This is a genomic window from Pseudomonas fortuita (assembly GCF_026898135.2).
Taxonomy (GTDB): Bacteria; Pseudomonadota; Gammaproteobacteria; order Pseudomonadales; family Pseudomonadaceae; genus Aquipseudomonas; species Aquipseudomonas fortuita.
Map to the genome: position 1 here is coordinate 444,890 of NZ_CP114035.2, position 14,043 is coordinate 458,932.

General features: G+C 61.8%; 12 protein-coding genes. 6 read left to right on the forward strand and 6 right to left on the reverse strand.

Annotated features, from left to right (window positions below; genetic code table 11):
- Positions 1–156: 156 nt before the first annotated feature.
- The 4 genes from OZ911_RS01960 to OZ911_RS01975 all read left to right on the forward strand — a co-directional run bounded on the left by OZ911_RS01960 (position 157) and on the right by OZ911_RS01975 (position 5,911).
- Positions 157–453 carry a hypothetical protein gene (locus OZ911_RS01960; protein ID WP_016484582.1) on the forward strand — a complete coding sequence of 99 codons (297 nt, stop codon included), beginning with the start codon at positions 157–159 and terminating at the stop codon, positions 451–453.
- Positions 454–741: 288 nt separating this feature from the next.
- A complete protein-coding gene (locus OZ911_RS01965; RefSeq protein WP_016484583.1) occupies positions 742–2,547 on the forward strand; it encodes a phenylacyl-CoA dehydrogenase in 1,806 nt (601 codons plus the stop codon).
- A 177-nt stretch (positions 2,548–2,724) separates the two neighbouring features.
- The gene (locus tag OZ911_RS01970; RefSeq protein WP_016484584.1) at positions 2,725–4,008 is read left to right on the forward strand and encodes a GGDEF domain-containing protein; all 1,284 of its coding nucleotides are present in this window, start codon (positions 2,725–2,727) and stop codon (positions 4,006–4,008) included.
- Between the two features lie 124 nt (positions 4,009–4,132).
- Positions 4,133–5,911 carry an acyl-CoA dehydrogenase C-terminal domain-containing protein gene (locus tag OZ911_RS01975; protein WP_023047098.1) on the forward strand — a complete coding sequence of 593 codons (1,779 nt, stop codon included), beginning with the start codon at positions 4,133–4,135 and terminating at the stop codon, positions 5,909–5,911.
- A 280-nt stretch (positions 5,912–6,191) separates the two neighbouring features.
- On the opposite strand, the gene OZ911_RS01980 is transcribed toward OZ911_RS01975, so the two are convergent.
- Positions 6,192–7,115 carry a LysR family transcriptional regulator gene (locus tag OZ911_RS01980; RefSeq protein ID WP_016484586.1) on the reverse strand — a complete coding sequence of 308 codons (924 nt, stop codon included), beginning with the start codon at positions 7,113–7,115 and terminating at the stop codon, positions 6,192–6,194.
- A 210-nt stretch (positions 7,116–7,325) separates the two neighbouring features.
- Here OZ911_RS01980 and OZ911_RS01985 point away from each other — a divergent pair, with 210 nt between their 5' ends.
- The gene (locus OZ911_RS01985) at positions 7,326–8,606 is read left to right on the forward strand and encodes an aspartate aminotransferase family protein (protein WP_023047099.1); all 1,281 of its coding nucleotides are present in this window, start codon (positions 7,326–7,328) and stop codon (positions 8,604–8,606) included.
- A gap of 152 nt (positions 8,607–8,758) precedes the next feature.
- The gene (locus OZ911_RS01990) at positions 8,759–8,917 is read left to right on the forward strand and encodes a YqaE/Pmp3 family membrane protein (RefSeq protein WP_003177654.1); all 159 of its coding nucleotides are present in this window, start codon (positions 8,759–8,761) and stop codon (positions 8,915–8,917) included.
- 64 nt (positions 8,918–8,981) lie between these two features.
- On the opposite strand, the gene OZ911_RS01995 is transcribed toward OZ911_RS01990, so the two are convergent.
- From OZ911_RS01995 to pqqC, 5 genes are all read right to left on the reverse strand, one after another.
- Positions 8,982–9,908 carry a heparin lyase I family protein gene (locus OZ911_RS01995; protein WP_016484588.1) on the reverse strand — a complete coding sequence of 309 codons (927 nt, stop codon included), beginning with the start codon at positions 9,906–9,908 and terminating at the stop codon, positions 8,982–8,984.
- A 156-nt stretch (positions 9,909–10,064) separates the two neighbouring features.
- Positions 10,065–11,903 (reverse strand): S9 family peptidase, encoded by a 1,839-nt coding sequence (locus tag OZ911_RS02000; protein ID WP_070086411.1) that lies wholly within the window; start codon positions 11,901–11,903, stop codon positions 10,065–10,067.
- Complete coding sequence (gene pqqE, locus OZ911_RS02005) at positions 11,869–13,029, reverse strand: pyrroloquinoline quinone biosynthesis protein PqqE (protein WP_023047100.1); 1,161 nt, start codon at positions 13,027–13,029, stop codon at positions 11,869–11,871. The genes OZ911_RS02000 and pqqE overlap by 35 nt, the downstream gene beginning before the upstream one ends.
- On the reverse strand, positions 13,001–13,276 hold the full coding sequence (gene pqqD / locus OZ911_RS02010) for a pyrroloquinoline quinone biosynthesis peptide chaperone PqqD (protein WP_016484591.1): 276 nt from the start codon (positions 13,274–13,276) through the stop codon (positions 13,001–13,003). The genes pqqE and pqqD overlap by 29 nt, the downstream gene beginning before the upstream one ends.
- A complete protein-coding gene (gene pqqC / locus OZ911_RS02015) occupies positions 13,273–14,028 on the reverse strand; it encodes a pyrroloquinoline-quinone synthase PqqC (RefSeq protein WP_012270176.1) in 756 nt (251 codons plus the stop codon). Before pqqC ends, pqqD begins: the two co-directional genes overlap by 4 nt.
- Between the last annotated feature and the right edge of the window lie 15 nt (positions 14,029–14,043).

Here is a 14,043-nt window from a genome sequence, read left to right on the forward strand (position 1 = left end):
CTCTTGTAGAAGCTGGCTTGCCGGCGATAGGGCCGGTGCGGGAATACCCAAGGCCTATCAACTGGCACCAGGCCATTATGCTTTTAAACGGGCCTTTTCGCGCCCAGCCTGTTTTAATTAGGCCTGTTCGTCATCCAGCGTCAATGGAGTCCTGACATGGAAATCACCGGTAGCTCCGCTTATTACGCGGGCCTGAGCGCTATCCAGACCGGCCAGAACCGCGTCGATCAGGCCGCCGGCCAGATCGCCAACACCACCGCCGAACGTACCGCCACCAGCCAGTCCAGCGATTTTCAGGCCGAACGCCTGCGTTCGGTCGACCGCAGCCAGCAGATGGACATGGCCACCAGCGTGGTGCAAATGGCCGTAGGCAAAACCGAAGTCGAACTTGGCGCAAAGGTGGTCAAGGCATCCGACGAAATGCTCGGCCGGATCATCGACACCTACGCCTGACAGATCCCCCTTCAATTAAACACAGCCCCTGTGGGAGCGGGCGTGCCCGCGAATGCGTCAGGTCAGGCTTCTTTAATGTCTGGCCGGGCCCTTTTCGCGGGCACGCCCGCTCCCACAGAGGCGGCGATTTTTCTGGGTGTGGCGTAAACGCCATTTTTGGTGGCGTAAATGGCACCATAGTCCAACCTTGACAGAAGGCGGAGCTAAACGTAAGTTTCAAACAACTGTTTGATAGACGGCCGCCAAGAGCTGGTCACCCCCATAGAACTGACCCAGAGGTTCATCGCAATGCCTGATTACAAAGCCCCCTTGCGTGATATCCGCTTCGTTCGCGACGAACTGCTTGGCTATGAGGCGCACTATCAGAGCCTGCCGGGCTGCCAGGACGCCACGCCTGACATGGTCGACGCGATCCTTGAGGAAGGTGCGAAGTTCTGTGAGCAGGTGCTGTCCCCGCTGAACCGTGTGGGTGACCAGGAAGGCTGCACCTGGAGCGAATCGGGTGTTAAAACCCCGACCGGCTTCAAAGAAGCCTACGAGCAGTTCGTCGAAGGCGGCTGGCCGAGCCTGGCGCATGACATCGAGCATGGCGGCCAAGGCCTGCCGGAGTCGCTGGGCCTGGCCTTGAGCGAAATGGTTGGCGGTTCGAACTGGTCGTGGGGCATGTACCCTGGCCTGTCGCACGGTGCGATGAACACCATTTCTGCGCACGGCACTGCCGAGCAGCAGCACACCTACCTGACCAAGCTGGTGTCCGGCGAATGGACCGGCACCATGTGCCTGACCGAGCCGCACTGCGGTACCGACCTGGGCATGCTGCGCACCAAGGCCGAGCCACAGGCCGACGGCAGCTACAAAGTGTCGGGCACCAAGATTTTCATTTCGGCCGGTGAGCACGACATGGCCGGCAATATCGTCCATATCGTCCTGGCCCGCCTGCCGGATGCACCGGCCGGTACCAAAGGTATTTCGCTGTTCATCGTGCCGAAGTTCCTGCCTGACGCCGAAGGCGGTGTGGGCGAGCGCAACGGCGTGAGCTGCGGCTCCATCGAGCACAAGATGGGCATCCACGGTAACGCGACCTGCGTGATGAACTTCGATGCTGCAACCGGCTACCTGATCGGCCCGGCCAACAAGGGCCTGAACTGCATGTTCACCTTCATGAACACGGCTCGCCTGGGTACCGCGCTGCAAGGCCTGGCCCACGCCGAAGTGGCGTTCCAGGGTGGCCTGAAGTACGCCCGCGAGCGCCTGCAGATGCGCTCCCTGACTGGCCCGAAAGCCCCGGACAAGGCCGCTGACCCGATCATCGTGCACCCTGACGTGCGCCGCATGCTGCTGACCATGAAGGCCTTTGCCGAAGGCAACCGCGCGATGGTGTACTTCACCGCCAAGCAGGTGGATATCGTCAAGTACAGCCAGGACGAAGAGGAGCGCAAGAAGGCCGATGCCCTGCTGGCGTTCCTGACCCCGATCGCCAAGGCGTTCATGACCGAAGTCGGTTTCGAAGCGGCCAACCACGGCGTGCAGATCTATGGCGGCCACGGCTTCATTGCCGAGTGGGGCATGGAGCAGAACGTACGCGATAGCCGTATCTCGATGCTGTACGAAGGCACCACTGGCATCCAGGCCCTCGACCTGCTCGGCCGTAAAGTGCTGATGACCCAAGGCGAGGCGCTGAAGGGCTTCACCAAGATCGTGCACAAGTTCTGCCAGGCGCAGGAAGGCAATGAAGCGGTCAAGGAGTTTGTCGAACCGCTGGCGGCCATCAACAAGGAGTGGGGCGAGCTGACCATGAAAGTGGGCATGGCCGCCATGAAGGACCGCGAGGAAGTGGGCGCGGCCTCGGTCGACTACCTGATGTACTCCGGCTACGCTTGCCTGGCCTACTTCTGGGCCGACATCGCCCGCCTGGCAGCCGAGAAGCTGGCAGCCGGCACCAGCGAAGAGGCCTTCTACACTGCCAAGCTGCAGACTGCGCGCTTCTACTTCCAACGTATCCTGCCGCGTACCCGTACGCATGTGGCGACCATGCTGTCGGGTGCCAACAACCTGATGGCGATGGACGAAGAGCACTTCGGCCTGTCGTACTGATCTATCCGCTGTAGCGAAAACCCGCCTGCCCTCACCGGCAGGCGGGTTTTTTTATTTTTCAGGTTTAGCGCGTTCCTGCACCGGATGGCATCTGAAACGAAATTCAACTGTTCATGTGCGCTGCCGATGAAGTGAGGGCACAATGCCACTATTGATCTGCCGGGTTGGAGATTACCCTTGTTTCGTCTTAACGCTGTTCGCGCAAGCCACTTCCTGCCTTCGCTGTTCCTGTTGCTGGCAGGGCTCGCCGCAGCCTATGTGAGAGACCTCAGTGTCTTTTTCACATCGCTGTTCAACGTCCTGCCCACCTTGGTCCTGTTGCTGGGCGGTGCCTACTGCGCGGTTTACCGTCGCCAGCGTGAGTTGTTCATGATGCTCACGGTGTACATCGCCTACTACCTGCTCGACACCCAGACCGACTTCTACCGTGACCATGGCCGCGTGCGCGAGGACGCGGCCGTGATCTTCCACCTGGTGTGCCTGCTGCTGCCCGCTCTGTTCGGGCTATACGGCGCCTGGCAAGAACGTACCCACCTGCTACAGGACATGGTCGCTCGCGGCGCCGTGCTGTTCGCAGTGGGCAGCGTGGCGGTAGCCCTTGAACAAAGCTACCCTGAAGCGTTGCTGACCTGGCTGGCGGAAATCCGCTGGCCCACCTTGCATGGCCAGTGGATGAGTCTGATCCAGATGGTCTACCCGTTGTTCATCGGCGTTTTCCTCCTGCTGGTGGTGCAATACCTGCGCGCACCGCGGCCGTTGCACGCCGCGTTGATAACCGGGTTGCTGGGTATTTTCTGGATGCTGCCGCAAACCTTCATCTTGCCGTTCACCCTGAACATCATGTGCAGCCAGGTGATGTTGATGATCGCCGCAGCGGTTGCGCACGAGGCCTACCAGATGGCCTTCCGTGACGAACTGACCGGCTTGCCGGGGCGCCGTGCGCTGAACGAGCGCATGCAGCGCCTGGGGCGCAACTACGTAATCGCCATGACCGATGTGGACCACTTCAAGAAATTCAACGACACCCACGGGCATGATGTGGGTGACCAGGTGTTGCGCCTGGTTGCCAGCCGCTTGTCCAAGGTGACCGGCGGTGGCCGCGCGTATCGCTATGGCGGTGAGGAGTTCGCCTTGGTGTTCGCCGGCAAGACGGCCGAGGAATGCGTGCCCCACGTGGAGGCCGTGCGCGAGGTGATCGCCAACTATGTGATGCACCTGCGCGACCAGAACAGCCGTCCACAGGACGATACCAGCGGGCGCCAGCGGCGGGCGGGCAGCAGCGGCGGGACGGTGTCGGTCACCATCAGCATCGGTGTAGCCGAGCGCCAGGTTGACCACCGTAACCCCGAAGCGGTGCTGAAATCTGCTGACCAGGCGCTGTACAGCGCTAAAGGCGCGGGGCGCAATTGTGTCATGGTGCATGGGCAGCAATCGCAGCGTGGGGCGGTGCGTACGGCGTGACCGTAGAAGACTGTACGGTCAAGTGATGACCCTATGTCTCGTAAAAGTTGTTCGGTTACACTGCCATCAACCCCAGTGTCGCGGTTCCCCGAGACCGCCCCGACCCGACTAGTGAGAGGTTGTCATGGCTGACTATAAAGCGCCCCTGCGCGACATGCGCTTCGTACTGAATGAAGTCTTCAACGTGGCCGAGCAGTGGGCGCAGTTGCCCGGGCTGGCAGAGGTAGTCGATGCCGACACCGCCATGGCCGTGCTGGAAGAAGCCGGCAAGGTCACCGCCAAGACCATCGCGCCGCTTAGCCGCGCCGCCGATGAAGAAGGTTGCCGCTGGGACAACGGTGCGGTAAGCACACCGGCCGGTTTCATCGAGGCCTACAACACCTACGCCGAAGGCGGCTGGGTAGGCGTGGGCGGCGACCCGGTGTTCGGTGGCATGGGCATGCCCAAGGCCATCTCGGCTCAGGTCGAGGAAATGGTCAATGCCTCCAGCCTGGCCTTTGGCTTGTACCCGATGCTTACTGCAGGTGCCTGCCTGTCGATCAATGCCCACGCCAGCGAAGCGCTGAAGGCCAAGTACCTGCCGAACATGTATGCGGGTGTGTGGGCTGGGTCCATGTGCCTGACCGAGCCGCATGCCGGTACCGACCTGGGCATCATCCGCACCAAGGCCGAGCCTCAGGCCGACGGCAGCTACAAGGTCAGCGGCACCAAGATTTTCATCACCGGCGGCGAGCACGACCTGACCGAGAACATCATCCACCTGGTACTGGCCAAGCTGCCGGATGCCCCGGCGGGGCCGAAAGGCATTTCGCTGTTCCTGGTGCCCAAATTCCTGGTCAATGAAGACGGCAGCCTGGGCGCGCGCAACCCGGCGACATGCGGCTCGATCGAGCACAAGATGGGCATCCAGGCCTCGGCCACCTGTGTGATGAACTTCGACGAAGCGATCGGTTACATCGTCGGTGAGCCGAACAAGGGCCTGGCGGCCATGTTCACCATGATGAACTACGAGCGCCTGGGCGTGGGTATCCAGGGCCTGGCCTCCGCCGAACGCTCTTACCAGAACGCAGTGGAATATGCTCGCGACCGCCTGCAGAGCCGCGCCCCGACCGGCCCGCACGCCAAGGACAAGGCCGCCGACCCGATCATCGTCCACCCGGACGTGCGCCGCATGCTGCTGACCATGAAGGCGCAGATCGAGGGTGGCCGCGCCTTCTCGACCTATGTGGCCATGCAGCTGGACAGTGCCAAGTACAGCGAAGACGCCGCCGTGCGCAAGCGCAGCGAAGAGCTGGTGGCACTGCTGACACCGGTGGCCAAGGCGTTCCTCACCGACCTGGGGCTGGAGAGCACTGTGCACGGCCAGCAGGTATTTGGTGGGCATGGTTACATCCGTGAGTGGGGGCAGGAGCAGTTGGTGCGTGATGTGCGCATTACGCAGATCTACGAAGGCACCAACGGCATCCAGGCCCTCGACCTGATGGGGCGCAAGGTGGTGGCCAGCGGCGGGGCGTACTACAGATTGTTCTCCGACGAGATTCGCCAGTTCATTGCCAGCGCAGGCAGCGAACTGGACGAGTTTGCCAAGCCCTTGGCTGCCAGCCTCGACCAGCTCGACGGGCTGACCGAATGGGTGCTGGAGCAGGCCAAAGGCAACCCGAATGAAATCGGCGCGGCGTCGGTCGAGTACCTGCATGCCTTTGGTTATGTGGCCTATGCCTACATGTGGGCACTGATGGCGCGGGCGGCCCAGGCGGGTGAGGGGGACGAGGCGTTCTACTCGGGCAAGCTGGGGACGGCGCGGTTCTACTTTGCACGGTTGTTGCCACGTGTGGATTCGCTGGTGGCTTCGGTGAAGGCGGGGAGTGAGTCGCTGTTCCTGCTGGATGCCGAGCAGTTCTGACATGTTTTTGGGCCGCTTTGCGGCCCCCAGCCATGGCATTTCTGGGAACGAATCCTCTTTGTAAGCATTTTCCTACACGACGTGGTGACTTTTCACCACTGTTCTAAGATTGGATCCACGGTTAATCTTTACCACATGGACGTTGCGCAGGAAGCGCAAAGGACAGATCAAGGAAGACGACGAAGGACCACCTGCCAGGATGGCGGGGCGATACGGATGTCACAGGGAAACAGTCTGGAAAACCCCGCTTCGGCGGGGTTTTCTTTGTGCGCGTGTTTTTTCAGGCCAGCACATCCAGCGGCGACGCCCCCAACAGGCGGGCGTCCGTCTCCTCCTCCAGTAGCGTGCGCAGCAGTTCCACAGAGGCCTGCTGGCGCTGTGCATCGCGGAACACCAGGCCAACCTTAAGCGGCACCCGCGGCTCGCTCAAAGGCTTCCACAGCAGCCCTTGATCATCCTCGGCAGCCTCCTTGGCCCGCCCCGGCAAAATGGTGGCCAGTGCCGTGTGCGCCAGGCTGTCGAGAATGCCCGCCATGTTGTTCATCTCTGCCTGCACGTGTGGCCGTCGGCCTTGGCTGGCCAGTTGCGCCTGCCAGATCTGGCGGATCTGGAACTCCTCACCCAGCATCAGCATGGGCAACTCGGCGGCTTGGCGGATGGACACCTTCTTGAAATCCTTCAGGGGGTGGGTATCGGGTATGACCAGTTGCAGTTCATCTTCGTACAGCAGCAGGCCATGCAGCCCTGGCTGGCGCGGTGGCAGGTAGCTGATGCCGATATCCAGGCTGCCGTTGAGCAGCCGCCGTTCTATCTCCAGCCCCGACAACTCGTATATCTGCACGACAAGGTGCGGCTGTGCCTTGCGCAGCCGTTCGAGCAACTGTGGCACCAGGCTGGGCCGCACGGTCTGCAACACGCCGATAGCCAGGGTGCGCAGCGACTGGCCCTTGAAGTTGCGCATGGCCTCGTGGGCGCGTTGCAGGCCATCAAGCAATGGCAAGGCGTGGTTGTACAGGGTATGGGCAGCCAGGGTGGGCAGCAGGCGCTTGTTGCTGCGCTCGAACAAGCTCAGGTCCAGGCTGTGTTCCAGCTGACGGATCTGCTGGGAGAGCGCCGGTTGGGAAAGCGACAGGCGCTCGGCGGCGCGGCCCACGTGACCTTCTTCGTACACCGCGACGAAATAACGCAGTTGGCGGAAATCCATAAGTAACACTTATCGAAAATGCTGGAAAAACGAAATGGTCGAAAACCCTCGTGAAGCCTAGTCTATCGCCGTATTCCAAAGGGTTACAGCAGTCATCAGGCTGATTGTTACCCAGGATGAAAAACACTTTTGATAGGCAAGGCAAAATATAGAGTGTCGGCATCAAGACCGCACCGTGGCCGCCCTTTACCGTGATTGGTTGGAGCCCTGATGAACCTGTTCAACCTGCGCCGTTCGGCACCTGCCGCTGTCGCCGAGCCCAAGCGTGCGCCGGTGATCGTGCCGCAGGCTGATGAGTTGTCGCGTGATCGCCTGATGCCCGGCGCCGAACGTGCAGCGCAGGTGTTCGTGCGAGGGCAGGGCTCCTGGTTGTGGGACAACGAAGGGCATGCCTACCTGGACTTTACCCAGGGCGGTGCGGTCAACAGCCTGGGCCACAGCCCCAGCGTGCTGGTGAAAGCGCTGGGCAACCAGGCCCAGGCACTGATCAACCCGGGTTCGGGCTTTCATAGCCGTGGCTTGCTGGGGTTGGTCAACCGCCTGTGCCAGAGCACCGGCAGCGAGCAGGCCTACCTGCTTAACAGCGGTGCGGAGGCCTGTGAAGGTGCGATCAAGCTGGCCCGCAAGTGGGGCCAACTGCACCGCAACGGCGCTTACCACATCATCACTGCCAGCCAGGCCTGCCACGGCCGCAGCCTGGGTGCGTTGTCGGCGTCTGACCCGTTGCCGTGCAACCGCTGCGAGCCTGGCCTGCCGGGCTTCAGCAAGGTGCCGTTCAATGATCTGGCTGCCCTGCACGCCGCAGTGGATTCGCGCACCGTGGCCATCATGCTGGAGCCCATCCAGGGCGAGGCGGGTGTTATCCCCGCCACGCTGGAGTACCTCAAGGGTGTGGAAAGGCTGTGCCGTGAACTGGGCATCCTGCTGATCCTCGATGAAGTGCAGACCGGTATCGGTCGTTGTGGCGCGCTGCTGGCCGAGGAGCTCTACGGAGTGCGCGCGGACATCATCACCCTGGGCAAAGGCCTGGGCGGCGGGGTGCCACTGGCTGCGTTGCTTGCCCGGGGTACAGCATGCTGCGCCGCGCCTGGCGAACTGGAAGGCAGCCACCACGGTAATGCGCTGATGTGCGCCGCCGGCATGGCGGTGCTGGACACCGTGCTGGAGCCGGGCTTTTTTGCCCAGGTGCAGGATAACGGCCGCCACCTGCGCGAAGGCCTGAGCCGCCTGGCCGGGCGCTATGGCCAGGGTGAAGTACGCGGGCAAGGCCTGCTGTGGGCCCTGCAGCTAAAGGAAAGCCTGGCCCGCGAGCTGGTGGCGGCCGCCCTGCACGAAGGCCTGCTGCTCAATGCGCCGCAAGCGGATGTGGTGCGTTTTTCGCCAGCGCTGACCGTGAGCAAGGGCAACATCGATGAAATGCTGTTGCGCCTGGCACGCGCCTTTGCGCGCCTGCATGCCCAGCAGCAGGCCCGCCGCGAGGTGCCGGCGTAGCTGTTTAGCAAGACCGAGAATTCTACGAACCGTCTGGCGTTCCTGCGCATCGCCCCTGGCCTGTTTCATTCGGCCCGGGGCGTTTTTTTTGGCTGGTGGAACCTCTGTGGCGAGCGGCTAGTCTTTGATGTAACCCTTCAGGAGAGACTCGCATGGACTTTATTCGCATCATCATTGCCATTCTTTTGCCTCCGCTGGGGGTGTTTCTGCAGGTGGGGTTTGGCGGGGCGTTCTGGCTGAATATTCTGCTGACCCTGCTGGGATACATTCCAGGGATCGTGCACGCGGTATACATCATCGCCAAGCGCTGAGGCGCCGGGGGTTGAAGACATGCCGGTCTTCCACCCCCGCAACAGCCATCAGTTTCGAAGCTGACTATGCAATGCGTTTTACCATGAGTTTGTCGACGTAGTGTTTCAGCGCGTTCAGTGGGAACCCGGTATTGTAAGCGCCCCATTTCAAGTAATGCCGGGCAGGGGAGAATGTCTGGCACACGAGGGTACAAGGATCTTTTTCATCGGGTTCCCTGGGTTTTCCTTCCCGGTCGGCCGTGAATTTCTGGGGCGCATTATCCAGAAAGAGCTGAACGGTACCGATATCTTGGTCACTGGAGAGCAGAACCCGAATTCGGATGTCGTACCACTTGTCCGCTTCAATTCGCGTCCACCAGACCACCTTGTGTTTTTCACCATCAAGCCGGGTGTTGTAGTGCGTCATTTCAAACCGGCCGGCCTGCACCTTCATGAAGAAAGGGTAGATATTGCTGCCCTCGGACTTCCACTGAAAGATTACATAATCGCCATAGGGCGCGTTGTCGACGTCCGGAAACTTGCTGCTCCAACAGAAGTCGTAAATCTGATTTTCTTCCCAGCCTTCATAGACCTCGTAGGGTGCCACATTCACTTTGATGGAGTTTGACTCGCACCGGTAATTGGTCGGGTGGGCGGGTTTGTCAAACAGCCAGACTTTTCCTCGCTCGGTATCGTGGACTACCTTGAGGCTGGCACCCGTGTCCGAACCGCCTGTTTCGACCATTCTGAACAGGTCATTGGGTGCTTTCTGCTCATCTTCCTGGGTGCGGTCGAGGGGTGTGGTTGACCCGACCCACATCAGAAAGTTGTCAGGGACACTGGGTGGGCAGCGCTCCTCTTTAACTTCCGGCTGGTTCTTTTCAAGGATTGCACCTTGGGTTTTATACGGTGATAACCATTGCAGCCATAGCGCCCATGCCCGCATTACAAAAGGCTTATGGCCATTTTTTTGATCTTTGAGGAGTGCTTCGTGTTCGTCTTTTTCCATCATGGCGGCCCATTGTCAATTTACAATAGCCGCCGCCCTGATAGCGCATCCATTCAGATTCAAGGGCGGCGCGAATACCGCGACGTTAGGGCCTGAACCAAGACACGTCTACTGACAGAATTGCCAGGTAATCGTGGGTTTGCCGAATGCAAAGCACACTTAAACTTTATTGTGTTGAGGGTTGATCACGTTGCTAAAGAACAGCCACTCCTGTTCCAGCGCATGCGCCAGGTTATTTGCCTGTCGGAAGCCGTGCCGTTCGAGTGCATAGAAATGCCCCTCTGCCTGAACACCCTTGGCCTGGAGTGCTGCGAGCATTTTTCGGGTCTGCTCCGGTACCACTACCGCATCCAGTTCACCCTGGAAGAAAATCACTGGCGCCCTGATGCTGTCTGCATGCAGAAGAGGGGTGCGTTGGCGATAGCGTTCGGCATCCTGCTGCGGGTCGCCGATCAGCCAGTCCAGGTAATCCCCTTCGAACTTGTGGGTAGCACGGCCCAGGGCAACCGGGTCGCTGACCCCATAGAGGCTGGCGCCGGCGCGGAACACGTCATGGAACGCCAAGGCGCACAGGGTGGTGTAGCCCCCAGCACTGCCGCCGCGGATGAACGCCTTGTGCTGGTCGACCAAGCCCTGAGCAGCCAGGTATTCGACCGCCGCGCAAGCATCGGCCACATCGCTCTCACCCCAGCGCAGGTGCAGTGCCTGGCGGTAGTCACGGCCATAGCCGGTGCTGCCCCGGTAGTTCAGGTCGGCCACGGCAAAGCCGCGTTGAGTCCAGTACTGGATGCGTGGGTCCAGCACGGGATAGCAGGCTGACGTCGGCCCGCCATGGATGAACACCACCAGCGGTGCAGCGCCCTGCGACTGTGATGGCGGGTAGAAGAAACCATGCGCCTGCTCGCCTTCACTGCCGTAGTGGAAAGACTGCGGCAGGCTGATCTGTTCCGCCGGCAGTATTTCGGCACCACCGGCCAGCACGCGTACCTCGTGGTTGCGGCGGTCAATGGCAATCACTGCCGGCGGGCTGATGGGCGAGGCGGCGATGGCATACAGGTGTTCGCTGTCCATGGCCAGGCTGCGAAAGCGTGTGTAGGCACTGGCGTAACGCGCCATGCGGCCATCTTCAGCACGCAGCCCCAATTGCCCGAAGCCGTCTTTGAACCAGCTGGCCAGGTAGCTTTGCGGCCCCAGCGCCAACCAGGTGCAGGTGCCCATTTGCCAAGGCGCTGCCGCGTGGTCGGCAAGCTCCGCAGGCAACACCTGCCAGTGGCCATCGACTTCGCCCCAGGGCTGCCAGAAGCCGTTGCGGTCGGACAGACAGTAGAGACGGCCTTCGTCATCGAAGCGCGGCTGCTGCAGCGATTCGTCATCGCCGGCCACGCACTGCGCGGGCCCCCAATGGCCACTGCTGTCGCGGACGCGGCACATCAGCCGGGTGACGGTCCAAGGCTGTGCCGGGCGGTCCCATTCGACCCATGCCAGTCGTTGGCCATCGGCACTCACAGTGGGTGAGGCATAGAAATCGGCGCCCTCGGCCAACACCTCGCGGCTGCTGTCACCCAACGCAACCAGACGATGCTCTACCTGCTCGGCATGGCGTTCCTCGACGGCCAGCACCTGGCCACCGTGCCACTGCACATCGCCGTAGCGGCAGCTGCCGTCCTGGGTGAGCGCACGCGGTGGCAAATCGTCCAGCGGCTGGGTGTAGACCTGCTGGTCCTTTTCGTTGACGAACACCAGCCCGTCGCCACCCAGGCAGAAGCTGCCCCCGCCATACTCGTAGACCCGGCTGCGCACGCTGAAGCCATCCGGGGTCAGGCATCTAGCCTGGTGGTACAGCCAGTGCCAGATACGGCAAGCACCATCGGCCGGGCGAAATTCAATCCAGAACAGCCCGTCGGCACTGACTTTGAGTTCCGTGAAGTCGGTGCCGGCGGCTACCGCCTGGGCCGCGCTGAATTCAGCCGCGGGCGATGACACGGGAGTTTCGATCATTGCGGAAGGTCATCTGTTCAATGGCGAGCTGGGCGGTTTCCGCCTCCTCGCGGGCCTTGAGGATGATGCCGTGGTCGGCCGACTTGGCGCACACAGGGTCGGCGTTGCTGGCATCGCCGGTCAGCATGAAGGCCTGGCAGCGACAGCCGCCGAAGTCCTTTTCTTTTTCGTCGCAGGAGCGGCATGGTTCGCGCATCCACTCATAACCACGGAAGCGGTTGAAGCCAAACGACTCATACCAGATATGGTGCAGGTCGTGGTCGCGTACATTGGGGAACTGCACCGGCAGTTGGCGGGCGCCGTGGCAGGGCAGCGCGGTGCCGTCCGGGGTGATGGTGAGGAACAGGTTGCCCCAGCCATTCATGCAGGCCTTGGGGCGCTCTTCGTAGTAATCCGGGGTGACGAAAATCAGCTTGCACGGGCTGCCCTCGGCTTTGAGCTTGTCCCGGTACTCATTGGTGATGCGTTCGGCCCGCTCCAGCTGTGCGCGGGTCGGCAGCAGCCCCAGGCGGTTGAGGTGCGCCCAGCCGTAGAACTGGCAGGTGGCAAGCTCGACGAAGTCGGCTTCCAGGGCAATGCACAGCTCGATGATGCGGTCGATCTTGTCGATGTTGTGCCGATGGGTGACAAAGTTGAGCACCATCGGGTAGCCGTGGGCCTTTACCGCACGGGCCATCTCCAGCTTTTGCGCAAAGGCCTTCTTCGAACCGGCCAGCAGGTTGTTGACCTGCTCGTCGCTGGCCTGGAAGCTGATCTGGATATGGTCCAGGCCGGCCTTCTTGAAGTCGGCGATGCGCGCTTCGGTCAGGCCGATACCCGAGGTGATCAGGTTGGTGTAGTAACCCAGGCGGCGGGCTTCGCCGATCAAGTCGGCTAGGTCCTGGCGCACCAGCGGTTCACCGCCGGAAAAACCGATTTGCGCGGCGCCCATTTCCCGCGCTTCGGCCATCACCTTGAACCACTGTTCGGTGCTCAGCTCCTGGCCCTGGGCGGCGAAGTCCAGCGGGTTGGAGCAGTACGGGCACTGCAGTGGGCAGCGGTAGGTGAGCTCGGCCAGCAACCACAGCGGCAGCCCGACCTCGGGCGTGGGCGGTAACTCAGGCGAGGACGATCCAGTGTTCGGCACGGGCCACCTCCATGAACTGCTCGATGTCTTCGGCTACGTCCGGAGCATCGGGGAATTGCTGTTCGAGTTCGCTGATGATTGCTGCCACGTCACGCTGGCCGTCGATCAGGCCACCGATCAGGCTGGCGCTTTCGTTGAGCTTGATCATGCCCTCGGGGTAAAGCAACACATGGCCCTTTTGCGCTGGCTCGTACTGGAAGCGGTAGCCAGGGCGCCAGTTCGGCACCTGCTTGCGATCAAAACTCATAGGGTGATCCCCTTGTGCCACACCCGGTCCTGGGTGACGGAGTGATAAGGCGGGCGGTTCAGCTCGTAGGCCATGCTCATGGCGTCGAGCATGCTCCAGAGGATATCCAGCTTGAACTGCAGGATCTCCAGCATACGCTCCTGGCCCGCGCGGGTGGTGTAGTGCTGCAGGGTAATCGCCAGGCCGTGCTCCACGTCACGGCGGGCCTGGCCCAGGCGGGTGCGGAAGTACTCGTAGCCGGCCGGGTCGATCCACGGGTAGTGCTGCGGCCAGCTGTCCAGGCGCGACTGGTGGATTTGCGGGGCGAACAGTTCAGTCAGCGAGCTGCTGGCCGCTTCCTGCCAGCTGGCGCGGCGGGCGAAGTTGACGTAGGCGTCCACGGCAAAGCGTACGCCTGGCAGTACCAGCTCCTGGGAGCGTAACTGGTCCGGGTCGAGGCCGACGGCCTGGCCCAGGCGCAGCCAGGCTTCGATGCCACCGTCCTCGCCGGGTGCGCCGTCGTGGTCGAGCAGGCGCTGGATCCACTCGCGGCGTACTTCGCGGTCCGGGCAGTTGGCCAGGATCGCGGCATCCTTCATCGGGATGTTGACCTGGTAGTAGAAGCGGTTGGCTACCCAGCCCTGGATCTGCTCGCGGGTGGCGCGCCCCTGGTACATCGCCACGTGGTACGGGTGATGAATGTGGTAATAGGCGCCCTTGGCGCGCAGGGCCTGCTCGAATTCGGCAGGTGACATTGGCAGTGCGTCGCTCATTCGGCTGGCTCCTGT

What these genes read in the sequence shown, in the direction of transcription:
- OZ911_RS01960 (WP_016484582.1), top strand. Translation starts at nt 157, where the DNA reads ATGGAAATCACCGGTAGCTCCGCTTATTACGCGGGCCTGAGCGCTATC.
- OZ911_RS01965 (WP_016484583.1), top strand. Translation starts at nt 742, where the DNA reads ATGCCTGATTACAAAGCCCCCTTGCGTGATATCCGCTTCGTTCGCGAC.
- OZ911_RS01975 (WP_023047098.1), top strand. Translation starts at nt 4,133, where the DNA reads ATGGCTGACTATAAAGCGCCCCTGCGCGACATGCGCTTCGTACTGAAT.
- OZ911_RS01980 (WP_016484586.1), bottom strand. Translation starts at nt 7,115, where the DNA reads ATGGATTTCCGCCAACTGCGTTATTTCGTCGCGGTGTACGAAGAAGGT.
- OZ911_RS01985 (WP_023047099.1), top strand. Translation starts at nt 7,326, where the DNA reads ATGAACCTGTTCAACCTGCGCCGTTCGGCACCTGCCGCTGTCGCCGAG.
- OZ911_RS01990 (WP_003177654.1), top strand. Translation starts at nt 8,759, where the DNA reads ATGGACTTTATTCGCATCATCATTGCCATTCTTTTGCCTCCGCTGGGG.
- OZ911_RS01995 (WP_016484588.1), bottom strand. Translation starts at nt 9,908, where the DNA reads ATGATGGAAAAAGACGAACACGAAGCACTCCTCAAAGATCAAAAAAAT.
- OZ911_RS02000 (WP_070086411.1), bottom strand. Translation starts at nt 11,903, where the DNA reads ATGATCGAAACTCCCGTGTCATCGCCCGCGGCTGAATTCAGCGCGGCC.
- pqqD (WP_016484591.1), bottom strand. Translation starts at nt 13,276, where the DNA reads ATGAGTTTTGATCGCAAGCAGGTGCCGAACTGGCGCCCTGGCTACCGC.
- pqqC (WP_012270176.1), bottom strand. Translation starts at nt 14,028, where the DNA reads ATGAGCGACGCACTGCCAATGTCACCTGCCGAATTCGAGCAGGCCCTG.